This is a genomic window from Mesoflavibacter sp. CH_XMU1422-2 (assembly GCF_037029245.1).
In the GTDB taxonomy this organism is placed as follows: domain Bacteria; phylum Bacteroidota; class Bacteroidia; order Flavobacteriales; family Flavobacteriaceae; genus Mesoflavibacter; species Mesoflavibacter zeaxanthinifaciens.
Genome location: NZ_JAYMEE010000059.1, coordinates 46,997 through 61,171, shown reverse-complemented (window position 1 = coordinate 61,171; position 14,175 = coordinate 46,997). Strand labels below are relative to the sequence as shown.

15 protein-coding genes are annotated in these 14,175 nt (G+C 30.4%); 10 read left to right on the top strand and 5 right to left on the bottom strand.

From position 1 onward, the window contains the following. Nucleotides 1–17: 17 nt before the first annotated feature. Both WA340_RS07830 and coaD read left to right on the top strand, forming a co-directional pair. Complete coding sequence (locus WA340_RS07830) at nucleotides 18–377, top strand: four helix bundle protein (protein ID WP_336128327.1); 360 nt, start codon at nucleotides 18–20, stop codon at nucleotides 375–377. A gap of 43 nt (nucleotides 378–420) precedes the next feature. Beyond that, nucleotides 421–876, top strand: coding sequence for a pantetheine-phosphate adenylyltransferase (gene coaD / locus WA340_RS07825; RefSeq protein WP_336128325.1), 456 nt, complete (start codon nucleotides 421–423; stop codon nucleotides 874–876). Between the two features lie 106 nt (nucleotides 877–982). On the opposite strand, the gene WA340_RS07820 is transcribed toward coaD, so the two are convergent. Further along, entirely contained in the window at nucleotides 983–2,644 is a 1,662-nt protein-coding gene (locus WA340_RS07820; RefSeq protein WP_336128323.1) for a SulP family inorganic anion transporter, read from the bottom strand. Nucleotides 2,645–2,740: 96 nt separating this feature from the next. Here WA340_RS07820 and WA340_RS07815 point away from each other — a divergent pair, with 96 nt between their 5' ends. Then, entirely contained in the window at nucleotides 2,741–4,477 is a 1,737-nt protein-coding gene (locus WA340_RS07815; protein WP_336128322.1) for a M14 family metallopeptidase, read from the top strand. A gap of 53 nt (nucleotides 4,478–4,530) precedes the next feature. Here the strand turns inward: WA340_RS07815 and WA340_RS07810 are convergent, their stop codons facing one another. The 3 genes from WA340_RS07810 to WA340_RS07800 form a co-directional block, all read right to left on the bottom strand. Beyond that, nucleotides 4,531–5,949, bottom strand: a complete 1,419-nt coding sequence (locus WA340_RS07810) for a T9SS type A sorting domain-containing protein (RefSeq protein WP_336128320.1) — start codon at nucleotides 5,947–5,949, stop codon at nucleotides 4,531–4,533. 702 nt (nucleotides 5,950–6,651) lie between these two features. Further along, nucleotides 6,652–6,825, bottom strand: coding sequence for a hypothetical protein (locus WA340_RS07805; protein WP_336128319.1), 174 nt, complete (start codon nucleotides 6,823–6,825; stop codon nucleotides 6,652–6,654). 229 nt (nucleotides 6,826–7,054) lie between these two features. After that, on the bottom strand, nucleotides 7,055–7,639 hold the full coding sequence (locus tag WA340_RS07800; RefSeq protein WP_336128317.1) for an NUDIX hydrolase: 585 nt from the start codon (nucleotides 7,637–7,639) through the stop codon (nucleotides 7,055–7,057). A gap of 105 nt (nucleotides 7,640–7,744) precedes the next feature. On the opposite strand from WA340_RS07800, the gene pyrE reads away from it, so the two are divergent. After that, nucleotides 7,745–8,389, top strand: coding sequence for an orotate phosphoribosyltransferase (gene pyrE / locus WA340_RS07795; protein WP_027880364.1), 645 nt, complete (start codon nucleotides 7,745–7,747; stop codon nucleotides 8,387–8,389). A gap of 37 nt (nucleotides 8,390–8,426) precedes the next feature. Continuing rightward, nucleotides 8,427–8,834: an SRPBCC family protein gene (locus WA340_RS07790; protein WP_027880363.1), complete on the top strand. Its 408-nt coding sequence runs from the start codon at nucleotides 8,427–8,429 to the stop codon at nucleotides 8,832–8,834. Here the strand turns inward: WA340_RS07790 and WA340_RS07785 are convergent. Next, nucleotides 8,818–9,546 (bottom strand): biotin--[acetyl-CoA-carboxylase] ligase, encoded by a 729-nt coding sequence (locus WA340_RS07785; RefSeq protein WP_336128315.1) that lies wholly within the window; start codon nucleotides 9,544–9,546, stop codon nucleotides 8,818–8,820. The two genes, WA340_RS07790 and WA340_RS07785, sit on opposite strands and share 17 nt — an antisense overlap. Before the next feature lie 94 nt (nucleotides 9,547–9,640). Here WA340_RS07785 and rsfS point away from each other — a divergent pair, with 94 nt between their 5' ends. From rsfS to WA340_RS07760, 5 genes are all read left to right on the top strand, one after another. Beyond that, nucleotides 9,641–10,012, top strand: coding sequence for a ribosome silencing factor (gene rsfS / locus WA340_RS07780; RefSeq protein WP_027880361.1), 372 nt, complete (start codon nucleotides 9,641–9,643; stop codon nucleotides 10,010–10,012). Nucleotides 10,013–10,021: 9 nt separating this feature from the next. After that, complete coding sequence (ftsH, locus tag WA340_RS07775) at nucleotides 10,022–11,983, top strand: ATP-dependent zinc metalloprotease FtsH (RefSeq protein ID WP_027880360.1); 1,962 nt, start codon at nucleotides 10,022–10,024, stop codon at nucleotides 11,981–11,983. A gap of 114 nt (nucleotides 11,984–12,097) precedes the next feature. Then, nucleotides 12,098–12,706: an LUD domain-containing protein gene (locus tag WA340_RS07770; protein WP_336128314.1), complete on the top strand. Its 609-nt coding sequence runs from the start codon at nucleotides 12,098–12,100 to the stop codon at nucleotides 12,704–12,706. Between the two features lie 4 nt (nucleotides 12,707–12,710). Beyond that, complete coding sequence (locus WA340_RS07765) at nucleotides 12,711–13,535, top strand: phosphatidate cytidylyltransferase (RefSeq protein WP_336128313.1); 825 nt, start codon at nucleotides 12,711–12,713, stop codon at nucleotides 13,533–13,535. Next, entirely contained in the window at nucleotides 13,525–14,175 is a 651-nt protein-coding gene (locus WA340_RS07760; protein ID WP_336128311.1) for a phosphatidylserine decarboxylase family protein, read from the top strand. Before WA340_RS07765 ends, WA340_RS07760 begins: the two co-directional genes overlap by 11 nt.

The window sequence follows — 14,175 nt, the reverse complement described above, 5'->3', positions numbered from 1 at the left end:
AAACACGAATCACGAATATGAGAAGGCATAATTTTAAGAATTTACAGATTTGGCAAGAAAGCATTAATCTTATAACTGATAATTATAACTTCACAACTACACTTCCTAAAGATGAAAAGTTTGGATTAATTAGTCAATTAAATAGAAGTTGTGTTTCTATTGCCTCAAATATAGCAGAAGGCACAAGTAAACGAAGTAATAAACATTTTATCAAATATCTTGAAGATAGTTTAGGCTCTGCTTACGAATGGGAAACACAAATAATTATTTGTAAAAATCTTAATTTTATCACTGAAGAAAAATTTGATGATTTTGAAAATAGAATTAAAAAAATTCAACAAAAAATATCCAACTTTATTGATAAACTAGATAATTGATTATCTTGTTTCCTGTATCAAATAATCTTGATTCAAAAAAAATATGAGACGCGCACTTTTTCCTGGGTCGTTTGATCCAATAACTAATGGACATTACGATATTATCAAACGTGGTATTAAGTTATTTGATGAAGTAGTTGTTGCTATTGGTGTAAACTCTTCAAAAAAATATATGTTTTCTTTAGAGGAACGAAAACAATTTATTGAAGAGGCTTTTAAAGACGAACCCAAAATAAAAGTAGTTACTTATAAAGGACTTACAGTTGATTTTTGCAAAGAGATTGATGCCGATTTTATCTTACGTGGCTTACGTAATCCAGCAGATTTTGAATTTGAAAAAGCAATTGCCCATACAAATCGTAAACTTTCTACGATAGAAACTGTATTCTTACTAACTGCAGCTAGAACAAGTTTTATATCGTCTTCTATTGTTAGAGATGTCATTAAAAATAACGGAGATTATACTAAACTAGTACCTAAAAGTGTACGAGTAAAATAGTTGACGTTAGAAGTTGGATGACGGATGACGGATGACCTAAGTTGAAAAAGTGGCACTAAAAGAACTTTAAATACTTTAGACACTTAAAACTTTAAGTATTTATATCCTAAAACTTATATTCTGATAAAGGTTTAGGAAATTTCTCTGGATCTTCTGCTAAATGATATCTTGGATCATCAATAGCTTCGACTACAACTTCTCTAAATTTTGGACTTGCCTTATACATCAATATTTTACAATCTTCACTAAGGTGTTTTAATCTAATTTGTTTGCCTTCTGCTTCGTACTTTTCAACTAAATTAAAAATAGCTTCTAAAGCAGAATGGTCACTAATTCTTGACTCTACAAAGTCAATTTCAACTTTATCAGGATCATTTTTCACGTCAAATTTTTCATTAAATGCAGAGATACTTCCAAAAAATAATGGTCCCCAAATTTCGTAAACTTTAGTTCCGTCGGCTTTCATTCTTTTTCTAGCTCTAATTCGCTTTGCGTTTTCCCAAGCAAAAGCTAATGCCGAAATGATTACACCAACAAATACTGCTACTGCTAGATCTACAAAAACAGTTACTAAAGACACAGTGATTAAAACAAAAGCATCAGATTTAGGTATTTTCTTTAATATTCTAAAACTTGACCATGCAAATGTTTCGATAACCATCATAAACATGACACCAACTAATGCTGCAATTGGCACCATTTCTATTAACTTATCTGCAAATAGAACAAATGACAATAATGTAAGCGCCATCATTATACCAGATAATCTTCCTCTACCTCCTGAATTAATATTGATAACAGTTTGACCAATCATACCGCAACCACCAGTTGCTCCAAATAAACCAGAAACTATATTTCCTGCGCCTTGTGCAATACACTCTCTATTACCATTACCTCTAGTTTCAGTTAATTCGTCTACAAGATTCATAGTCATTAAAGTTTCTATTAATCCAACAGAAGCTGCTAAAAATGCAGGTAATGCTATAAATTTTAATGTATCTAGATTGAATGGTAATTTTTCCCACAACTCCATATTTGGAGTCGGAAATTCTCCTTTTAATCCAGTTCCGCCACCTTCAATTATATAAGAACCAACAGTTGGTACATCAATATTAAAACCAATTACTATTAAGCTAGTTACAATTATTGCTGTTAATGCAGCTGGTAATTTTTTAGTAAGCTTTGGAAGTGACCAAATAATTCCCATAGTTAATAACACTAAAGCTATCATAGTATACAATTCTGTTCCATCCATAAAAGTGCTAACATAACGTTTAACACCTTCATCAGAAACTTGTAAACTCTTATGGCTAAACATTTTCACTTGAGCTATAAAAATGACGATAGAAAGTCCGTTTACAAATCCCATCATAACAGGATGAGGTATTAGTCTAACAAATTTTCCTAGTTTAAAAACGCCTGCAAAAATTTGTATTAAACCCATTAAGACGACACAAGCCATAAGGTAGAAAAAACCCATATTTTCTATAGGCGTATCCATTAACATTCCTTTAGTGTGTCCTTCTGCAATCATAGATACAAATATTACAGCTACAGCACCTGCTGCACCAGAAATTAATCCTGGTCTACCACCAAAAATTGCAGTAATTAAACCTATAATAAATGCACCAGATAGTGCCATTAACGGATCTATTTGTGCAACAAAAGCAAATGCAACTACTTCTGGTATCATTGCTAAAGAAACTGTAATACCTGCTAATACATCATCTTTAGCATTAGGAACTATTTTTCTAATAAACTCTGTCATTGTCTTGGCTTTTAAGCTTGCAAAAGTACATCTAATTACAAAAAACACAAGCCTATATATTATATTTGTAGTAATTAGATTTAAATAATCGCTTTTATGAAAAAAATCGCTCTGCTTTTTTTAGTTGGTTTTATTTATTTTTCTTGTGAAGAAGATAAAACACCAAATTTTACTACTGTTTTTGAAACCTCTAATGGAACTAAAACTCCGACTTACAACGAAGTTATTGAGTTTTATAAACAATTAGCCGATAGTTACTCAAAAGTCCATATTCAAGCAATTGGTGAAACTGATAGCGGAGAACCATTACACCTTGTTACATTAAATCCTGATAGTAATTTTAATTTTGAAAGTATAAAAAAAGACAAGCGTATCATTTTAATCAATAATGGTATACATCCAGGAGAATCTGATGGTATTGATGCTACCATGCTTTTATTTAGAGATCTTGTACAAGATAAAATAAAGATGCCTAAAAATGTGGTATTAGCAACAATACCTATTTACAACATTGGAGGTAGCTTAAACAGAAACAGCACTACAAGAACCAACCAAAACGGACCAGAAGAATATGGTTTTAGAGGTAATGCTCGTAATTTTGATTTAAATAGAGATTTTATAAAAGCAGATAGTAAAAATGCAAAAGCTTTTGCTAAAATTTTTCATTTGGTAAAACCTGATATTTTTATTGACAATCATGTTAGTAATGGTGCAGACTACCAATATACACTTACTCATTTATTTACACAACACAACAAATTAGATGGAGAGTTAGGCAAGTATCTACACAATACTATTCAACCAGAATTAGAGCAGAGACTTGCTAAAAAAAATTGGGATATTACTCCATACGTTAATGTATTTAATAGCGTACCAGAAAAAGGCTTTTCTCAATTTATGGATTACCCAAGATACTCAACAGGATACACTACACTTTTTAACACCTTAGGTATGATGGTCGAAACCCATATGTTAAAGCCTTACAGACCACGTGTAGAAGGTACTTACGAGTTAATGAAAACCATAATTGAAATTGTAAACACAGAAGCAAAAAACATAAAAAAACTAAGAAAAGAAGCTTTTAATAAAACTTACACTAATAATCTATATCCTTTAGATTGGAAAACAGACACAACAAAACAAACTACACTAAATTTTAAAGGTTATGAAGGCAAAATGATTACTAGTAAAGTTACTGGTTTACAACGTTTAAAATATGACCGTAATCTACCTTTTACAAAGGATATTACTTACATGAATTATTTTAAACCAACTACAAAAGTAAAAATACCTAAAGCATACATCATCCCTAAAGGTTGGTGGCCAATTTTAGAGCGCTTAAAAATGAATAATATTGAAATGAAACCTTTACAAAATGATAGTATTATTTCTGTTGAAAGTTATAAAATTGAAAAATTTAATACACGACAATCACCATACGAAGGACATTACCAACATTACAACACAACCGTTACATCTAGCATAAAAGATATTACTTTTAAAAAAGGAGATCTTTTAGTTGAAACAAATCAATATGGAATGAGGTATTTAATTGAAACCTTAGAACCTTCTGCGCCAGATTCATTTTTTAATTGGAACTTTTTTGACACTATCCTTCAGCAAAAAGAAGGTTTTTCTCCTTATGTTTGGGAAGATAAAGCGTTAGAATTTTTAAACCAAAACCCAGAGATTAAGCGCCAATTTGATTCTATTAAATCTAAAAACGAAAGCTTTGCTAATAATTGGTATACGCAATTAGACTGGATACACAAACACAGTCCTAATTACGAAAATGCACATTTACAGTATCCTATTTACAGGATTTTAAATTAAAAAAAGCCGCTACAAAATGTAGCGGCTTTTTAATTAGTAATCTAAATTGAATCTTATTTTCTTACTACTATTTTCTTAGATATTGTTCTAAACCCAGATTTTAGTTTGATAATATACAATCCATTAACCAATTGATTTAAATTTATAGTATTTGCTTTATTAGCAACATTACCTTTCATAACTTGTTTTCCTCTTAAATCTGTAATTGTAAATTCAAAAATTTCACCTTCGTTAAAAACTAAATCTACTGTTAAATAATCAACAACAGGATTTGGATAAAGTTTAACAGCGTTGGTCAATGCCTCTTCCTCTTCTACTTTTGCTACAACTAATTGCTGCAGTGCACTGTTAGTTGAGTTATTAACTTGGTCTTTTTTAGATTTATCTTCTGTTTCTGTTTGTGCTGCTCTTTGATCTACTCCTCCAGGAATAATTACAATTTGTGATCCAGTATTAGCTATATCTGCACAAATATTATTGCTATTAATTACATTTTGAAGATCAGCTATCGTGTCTGTTCCTAAATTAATACTTGATATATCAAATGTTAAAGGATCATATACAAACATGTGTACATTGTATGGTCCATTTAAATAAGGAAGCGTTAACGTTAAATCGTCACTAACTGAATATATGATTTGATTATCTATTGACGCTAAAACTGTACCTAAGTTATAACCAGAAGGAACTATATTATCATCGTTAGGTGTTATATTAATATTAAAAGTATTTCCTAAAGGTATTACAATAACATCCAAACTAGGAATTCCTGTACCTGCTAAAACTTCACAAGCTTGCTCTAATAATGTAAATTGTATAGTTTGTTCTTCACATAAAATTAAAGAGTTATCATTATTATCGCCACAATTGTTATTGTTATTAGAATAACTACTTGCTCCTTGAGAGTAAAGCTTTGCGGTTAATTGAAAATTACCTAGACCTAAATTCCACGAAGCTGCACCAGCTGGATAAGTATATGGAGTAACACTTTCAGTTATTGAAAATGTTTGATTTGTATCAAGATTAGTAACCTCTAATTGCACATTTTCTACTTCTCCGTTAGTTAAAGTATTTATGTAAAAATCTGTTGGTATATCTTCAATATAATAAGATTGACCATCTACTATATTATTAGAGTTTACACCATCTGTAAATGCAAAACCATCTATACTTCCGCAAACAGCTGAGTCTGTAAGTGTAAATGTGTAAGTATATTTATCACAAAACACCATTGTTTGACTACTACTACCACAATTATTACCATAATAACTAATTGTTGTAGTATATAGTTTTGCAGTTATTTTAAAGTTTCCTGTACCTAAATTCCAAGAGCTTCCCGTACTTGGATAAGTGTAAGGCGCTACACTTTCTGTAATACCAGTTGTTGTGTTGGTATCTAAATTAGTTACATAATATTTTACTTTACTTACCTCTCCTTCTATAGCAGAATCTATATAAAAGTTTGTAGGCAAATCTTGTATGTTATAAGATTGACCATCATTTAACGCTACAGATTCATCTCCATTTGTAAAATTTAAAGCAGTAAGTTCTCCACAAGATACTGTATTGTTTAAGGTAAAATAAATAGATTCTTGATCACATACAGTAGATTGACAATAGTCATAAATATAAACCTTAGATGTTAACTTAAAATTACCGTAACCGTAATTCCAAACAGATCCACCACCTGGTATTGTGTACGGCTCATAGTTTTCTCCTACATAAAAGGTTTGATTTGTATCTAAATTTTTAAGTATTAGTTTAACACTTTCAGAATTACCTGTAACAAGAGACTCTACAAAAAAGTTTGTTGGTAAATCACTAACTTCGTATGAGTTTCCATTTATAATATCTGTAGATGTAACTCCGTTTGTAAACGTAAAGCCATCTACTTGTCCACAAGAAGAAGCGTTTGTTATTGTAAATTGTACAGTTTCTGTATCACAAGTCCATCCGCCACAATAATTATATTTGTAAAGTTTAGCCTTAAGTTTAAATACACCTGTACCATAATTCCAAGCACTTCCGCCTCCAGGAAAGGTATAAGGCTCATAATTTTCTGTAAGATTGTAAGTAGCTCCTGTGCTTAAGTTTTGTAAATAAAACTTTGCACTTTGTGAGTAACCACCAACAATTAACTGTATATAAAAGTTATTTGGTAGTTCATTAATACTTTAAGTCCCGTAATTATTAATCATCACAGAACTATTTCCGCTTTTAAATTTAAAGCCATCAATATGACCACACCATGTATCGTCATTTGCAAAAGCTGTTATTGAAATAAAAAGGGAGAAAAGGGAAACTAAAAATAACTTTTTAGTTAATGGATTAAGTAATTTTTTACTCATAATTTGTTGGTTTATAGTATTTACATAATTATGAGTAAATTTAGATTTCCGAAATCTCTTACAGAAAATTAATAGGTTAAAAGCAACAAAAATCTATTAACGGATTAAAGCATTTTTTATAAGTTTAAATGCTCAAAAACATCTTTTAAATACACATAAACCAGGTGTAAATCATGAAAAATCAGTCAAAACGAGCTTAACCAACAAAGACCAACTAAATAATCGGTATTTAAAACAGCAATTTTATATTAGCATAAGAGTTTTCTAAAGCTTTATAAGCTTCTTCTTCTTCTTTTAACCATTCTACCTTTGTAATACCTTCATTTAGTTGAGGATGCAATTTTCCTTTAAAATCAGATTTCATCTTGTACCAATGTGTTATTTTTAACTTATGTTTTCCGTTGCGTTTGTATATGTGATATGTAGTAGGAAGTTTATCTATAATTTCTAAATTTTTAATACCAGTTTCTTCTTCAACTTCTCTAATAGCAGTGTCTTCTATAGTTTCTTTTTTTTCAGCTTTACCTTTAGGTAAATCCCATTTATCGTTTCTATATATAAACAAAATTTCGCCATTCTTATTATATACTTTTCCGCCACCAGCAACTACGTTAGGCAATTTTTTTTTAAAAGTTTTAAGCAATTTATCTTCAGAATATCCAATTAATCTAACCGAGTTTATTTTTTTCTTACTTAATGTCTTTAATACAACATTTAAGTCTGCATCTTTTAATAAAAAATTTTTAAAATCTGTTTCTTTTTCTACTATTGTTGTTAGGTAAATTGGCTTATTGTTTACAAATATGCACTGCATGGCTTAATTTAGATTTAGTGATGTAAAAATATAAAACTAATAGAATTCTAAATTTTATTTTAAAGTTATTTTCAATTCAAAAAATTTAATATGTAATTTTGCCTTATGATTATTGACAAACACATCGCTAGACAGACCGCAAAAGCATTATTACAAGTTAATGCTATTAAACTTCAACCTAAAGAGCCATTTACATGGGCATCTGGTTGGAAATCTCCTATTTATTGTGACAATAGAGTTGTTCTTTCTTTTCCTCCTATTAGAAATTATATTAGAGAAGAAATGGCTAAATTCTTAGAAGACCATTACGGAAAACCAGACGTAATTGCTGGTGTAGCTACTGGCGCAATTGGTATTGGTATGCTAGTTGCCGAGTATTTAGGAGTTCCTTTTATTTATGTTAGACCAGAAGCTAAATCACATGGAAGACAAAACCAAATTGAAGGCTATGTAGAAAGTGGTCAAAACGTAGTGGTTATTGAAGACTTAATTAGTACAGGAAAAAGTAGCTTAAATGCTGTAAAAGCTTTAAAAGAAGCTAAATTAAACGTAAAAGGTATGATTGCTATTTTTTCTTACGGATTCAATATCTCTAAAGAAAATTTTGAAAAAGAACACCTTACTTTACACACCTTAAGTAATTACGAACATTTACTGCAAGAAGCAGCTGCAACCAATTATATTTCTGAAAGTGAAATTGAAACTTTAAGTAAATGGAATGCCAATCCAAGCGATTGGAACGTTAATTGATTAAGTTAAAAAAATAGATTAACATACAAAACAAACTATGAAATTAGAATCTCCAAAAGTTACAGTAAATAAATCTGCTCAAGACACGTTTAACTTTTTAAGCGATGTAAAAAATTTTGAAAATCTTATGCCAGAAAACATAAGCAAATTTGAAGTTTTAGATAACGATAAGTTTTTGTTTGCCTTAAAAGGTATGCCAGAAATTGTACTTAAAAAGAAAGAAACAACACCGCCTAATCAAATTGTTTTAGGTGCTGCTGGTGGTAAAATAGACTTTTCTTTAACAGGAAATATCTCTGAAATTGATGCAACAACTAGCGAAGTGCAATTAATTTTTGAAGGTCAGTTTAATGCTATGATGGCTATGATGATTAAAGGACCTATCAATAAGTTTATAGAAACATTGGCTAGCAACATGCCTAATGCTATTAATACAGTAGCTTAATTGTTTTTAAATCGAACGTTTTTAATATATTATCTTCTAATAAAACTTCTAGAAGACCTTCATTAGAAACTCCTTTAATAAAACCAGAAAATAAACCTTCTTCATTTTTAAATGTAGAAGGTTTATCTTTTCTAAACAAATAAGACTCGTAAGTTGTTTTAATAGTTTTAAAGTGATTACTTTCAACTAAATCAAAAAGGATTTCTAACTCTTTTAAAATAGATTGAAGTAATTCATCCAAATCATAAGATATACCTGTAACATTTAATAAAGAAGACGCTTGAGGTAAATTAGAAAAATTAACTTGATTTACGTTTAAACCAATACCAACAACTGTAGCTGATACATTATTTTGTTTAATAACGTTTTCAATCAAAATACCACATATCTTTTTATTTGCTGACAAAATGTCGTTAGGCCATTTGACACTTAATTTTGGTAAGTTTAGTTTTTTTAGTGTATTAATTACAGCCAAACTAGCAACCATACTAATCACAAAATGTTGATCAAGTTTTAAATTATCAAACCTTTTAAACACACTAAAAGTGAGGTTTTTAGCATCTTGAGACGACCAAACAGTCCCCATTTGACCACGACCTTTAGTTTGATGTTTAGCTACAACTACGGTAAAATCTTCTACATTGGTATCGATAGATAAACTTCGAAGAAACAAATTTGTAGAATCGATGGCATTAAGTTTGATTATACGCATATTAAATAGTTATCTTCGTATTATAAAATCTTATGATTTTTTTAAAGTATAAAGAACTTAAAAATAATAACTTTGCACAAATTAAATCTTATTAATGGCGAAAAAAGAATCTAACGCAGATCTACTTATAACCTCAATTATAGGTGGAATTGAAGATGTAAAAGGAAAAGAAATTAACATTCTCGATCTTAGAGAAATAGAAAACACTGTTTGTGATTACTTTGTTATCTGTGAAGGTACATCAAATACACAAGTTAACGCCATAGTTAATTCTATACAAAAAAAAGTAAGCAAAACATTACAAGACAAACCTTGGCATATAGAAGGCGAAGACAATGCAGAATGGGTTTTAATGGACTATGTTAACGTAGTTGTACACGTATTTCAAAAACACATAAGAGAATATTATGATATAGAAAGTCTTTGGGGAGATGCCAAAGTAACAGCTATAAAAACAAATTATTAATAACAATACATGGCAAACAATAAAAATAAAAAAACAATACCTCCAAAAAAACCTAAGTTTAATCCTTACTGGATATACGCAGGTTTATTTTTATTCTTCATTGGTTTAAACTTTTTTGGAAGCGATGCTTTAAGCGGAGAAAATAAAACATCTCCAGCACAATTTTTTCAATATTTAAAAGATGGAGACGTAGAAAAAGTAGATATTGTTAACAGAAGAGAAGCAAAAGTTTACTTAACTAAAGAAGCAGAAGAAAAAGAAGTACACAAAAAGTCTATACCAACTGCATTATTTGGAGATTCTAATAACATACCAAATTACACTTTCGAATTTGGTGATCTTCAAAATTTTGAAAATCAGTTAAAAGAAATAAAAGCAAACAACAGCATTTCTACATCTGTTGAATATAAAACCGAAACTAATCCTTGGGGCGAATTATTATTTAGCTTACTTCCTTTTATTTTACTAATTGGAGTTTGGATTTTCATCATGAGACGTATGTCTTCTGGTGGTGGTGGCGGAGCTGGCGGACAGATCTTTAACATAGGAAAATCTAAAGCAAAACTATTTGACGAAAAAACAGATGTAAAAACATCCTTTAAAGATGTTGCTGGTTTAGAAGGTGCAAAAGAAGAAGTTCAAGAAATTGTAGATTTCCTTAAAAACCCAGAAAAATATACATCCTTAGGTGGTAAAATTCCTAAAGGAGCATTATTAGTTGGTCCTCCAGGAACAGGTAAAACTTTACTTGCAAAAGCAGTAGCAGGAGAAGCACAAGTCCCTTTTTTCTCGCTTTCTGGTTCTGACTTTGTAGAAATGTTTGTTGGTGTTGGTGCATCACGTGTACGTGACCTATTTAAGCAAGCTAAAGAAAAATCGCCGTCAATTATTTTTATTGATGAGATTGATGCTATTGGTCGTGCAAGAGGCAAAAACGCAATGTCTGGAAGTAATGACGAGCGCGAAAACACACTTAACCAATTACTAACCGAAATGGATGGTTTTGGAACAAATACTAACGTAATTGTACTTGCAGCAACTAACCGTGCAGACATCTTAGATAAAGCTTTAATGCGTGCAGGACGTTTTGACAGACAAATTTTTGTAGATCTTCCAGACGTTAGAGAGCGTAAAGAAATATTTGAAGTCCACTTAAGACCTCTAAAAAAAGCTGAAGGTTTAGATCTTGACTTTTTATCTAAACAAACACCAGGTTTTTCTGGTGCAGACATTGCTAACCTTTGTAATGAAGCAGCCTTAATTGCTGCTAGAAACAATAAAAAGGCAGTAGAAAAACAAGACTTTTTAGATGCTGTAGACAGAATTATTGGTGGTTTAGAAAAGAAAAATAAAATTGTTACACCAGAAGAAAAACGTGCAATTGCTTTTCATGAAGCAGGTCACGCAACTGTTAGTTGGATGCTAGAACATGCTGCACCGTTGGTAAAAGTAACAATTGTACCACGTGGTAGATCTTTAGGTGCTGCATGGTATTTACCAGAAGAACGTTTGATCGTTAGACCAGAGCAAATGCTAGACGAAATGTGTGCCGCTCTTGGTGGTCGTGCTGCAGAGAAAGTTATTTTTGATAAAATATCTACTGGAGCTTTAAGTGACTTAGAAAAAGTCACAAAACAAGCTAGAGCAATGGTTACTGTTTATGGTTTAAGTGATAAAGTAGGAAACTTAACCTACTACGATTCATCTGGTCAAAATGAATATGGATTCTCTAAACCATATAGTGAACAAACAGCAGAACTAATTGATAAAGAAATTTCAGATATTATAGAGACTCAATACCAAAGAGCTGTCAACCTCCTTGAAGAAAACAAAGATAAATTAACCGAGTTAGCAGAAGTTTTACTTGAAAAGGAAGTGATTTTTAAAGACAATTTAGAAAAGATATTTGGAGAAAGAAACTTTAAGAAAGAAGTTCAGCTTACAGATCAAAAATCTGAAGAAGAAGAGTAAACAGAACATATTTATAGTATTTAAACACAAAAAACTTAGATTATCTCTTTAGATAGTCTAAGTTTTTTTATATTTGATATAGTTCAAAAAAGAAAATTGATTATAGCAAAGTAAATGAGTCTTTTTAGAAAGTTATTTAGTTCTAAATCTGAAAAGAAAAAGGAAGACATAAAGTCTAATGAACGAGGCAAATACATGCCAAAAGTTGAGCTACCAATTGACGAAAGTTTTACTATAAACTTTAAAAAAAATGGTGGTAAATTTTTGTATTGCGACTCGTTAGACGAAGTGTACGATAACCTCAACAATATTATAATAGAAAACAGCTGGGAAGATCATAAAGCTTTTTTCTACGATAAAAACCTTGAAGATAAATTTAAAAGTGCTCAATTAAACGTTGGACAAAACTTATCTGAATGTACTTACTTTATCACCACTTGCGAAAACCTAATTGCAAATGATGGGTCTTTATTAGTTAGCTCTAATCAATTAGCAGAGAATAAACTAAATGAATTTCCTAATAATGTAATCGTTTTTGCTACTACAAGTCAAATAGTACCAACAATTAGTGAAGGGTTAAGAGAAATTAAAAGCAAAAACCCTAGTAAACTTCCAACAAACATCACTACGATTAAACATTTTAAGCTAGAAGAGGAAAAAGACTTTTTATCTTACGGAAGCAGCACAAAAAACTTATATTTGCTGTTGTTAGAAGATTTATAGTTTTATGAGCGAAACATTAACCAGAGGTCTATCTGGAATTTTATATATAACCTTGCTTATCCTTTCGTTATTTAACGAGCACGCATTTGTTATACTTTTTTACGTGTTTGGTATAATTTGTATGGCAGAGTTTTGTAAACTTATACAACTTAAAAGCTTATACCCATATATTATCTTTACAATAATGTATTTTATTTTCGGGTATTGGCAGTTTGTTATGAACTCTCATATAGGATTAGTAGAAGCTACTCAAATCCTTCAAGTCATTACTATTTTTGTTCAATTACTACTGATTAAAGATTTATTCTCTGAAAAAAAAATACCTTTATTTAGCTCAAAAAGATATATAATTACCACCTTTTATTTAGCAAGTGGTTTTGTGTTTTTAGTTTTAATAGGTAAACACGGAAAACTATTTAACCCAGTTCTTATATTAGGCTCTTTTATTTTAGTTTGGGTTAATGACACTTTTGCTTATCTAGTTGGTAAAAATTTTGGTAAACAAAAACTGTTTCCTAGCATTTCACCCAAAAAAACTGTCGAAGGATTCTTAGGAGGATTGTTTTTTGCAACCATTGCTAGTTATTTTATATTTAAATTTACAGACAGCCATTTAACTTTTACTAATTGGCTAATATTAAGTATTATTATAAGTGTTATAGGAACGCTTGGAGATTTGATAGAATCAAAAATAAAACGCCAAGCTAACGTTAAAGATAGCGGAGTTATAATGCCTGGTCATGGCGGTTTATTAGATCGTTTTGATAGTATTATATTTGCAGCTCCTTTTATTTATTTGTTTTTAAGAATTGTAAACTATGTTTCATAAAGAAGGTTTTAAAATTATAGCAATTACGTTTTTGTTTATTGCTATTTCTGCAGTTGTGGTAGACACATTTGTAATAGCACTATGGCTTAAGTACGTATTATTTTTTACGCTATTTATTTTCTTGTTTTTAATACTTCAATTTTTTAGAAATCCCAAAAGAAACACCATATTAAACGACAATAATGTTGTATCGCCCGTAGACGGTAAAGTGGTAGTAATAGAAGAGGTTTTTGAGCCAGAATACTTTAAAGAAAAAAGACTTCAAGTAAGTGTTTTTATGTCTCCTATTAACGTACATGTTACAAGATATCCTATTAGCGGAAAGGTAAACTTTAGCAAATATCATCCTGGTAAATACCTTGTAGCTTGGCATCCTAAAGCTAGTACAGAAAACGAACGTACTACAGTTGTCGTAGAAAATCCTATTTATGGAGAAGTTTTATACAGACAAATAGCCGGTGCTTTAGCAAAGCGTATCGTTAATTATGCTGTAGAAGGTGACGCTGCTGTGCAAGGTACAGACTCTGGTTTTATAAAATTTGGGTCAAGAGTAGATTTATTTTTACCTTTGGACACTAATATAAAGGTAGAATTAAACCAAAAAGTAAAAGGAGGCGAAAGTATTATTGCCGAAATTTAA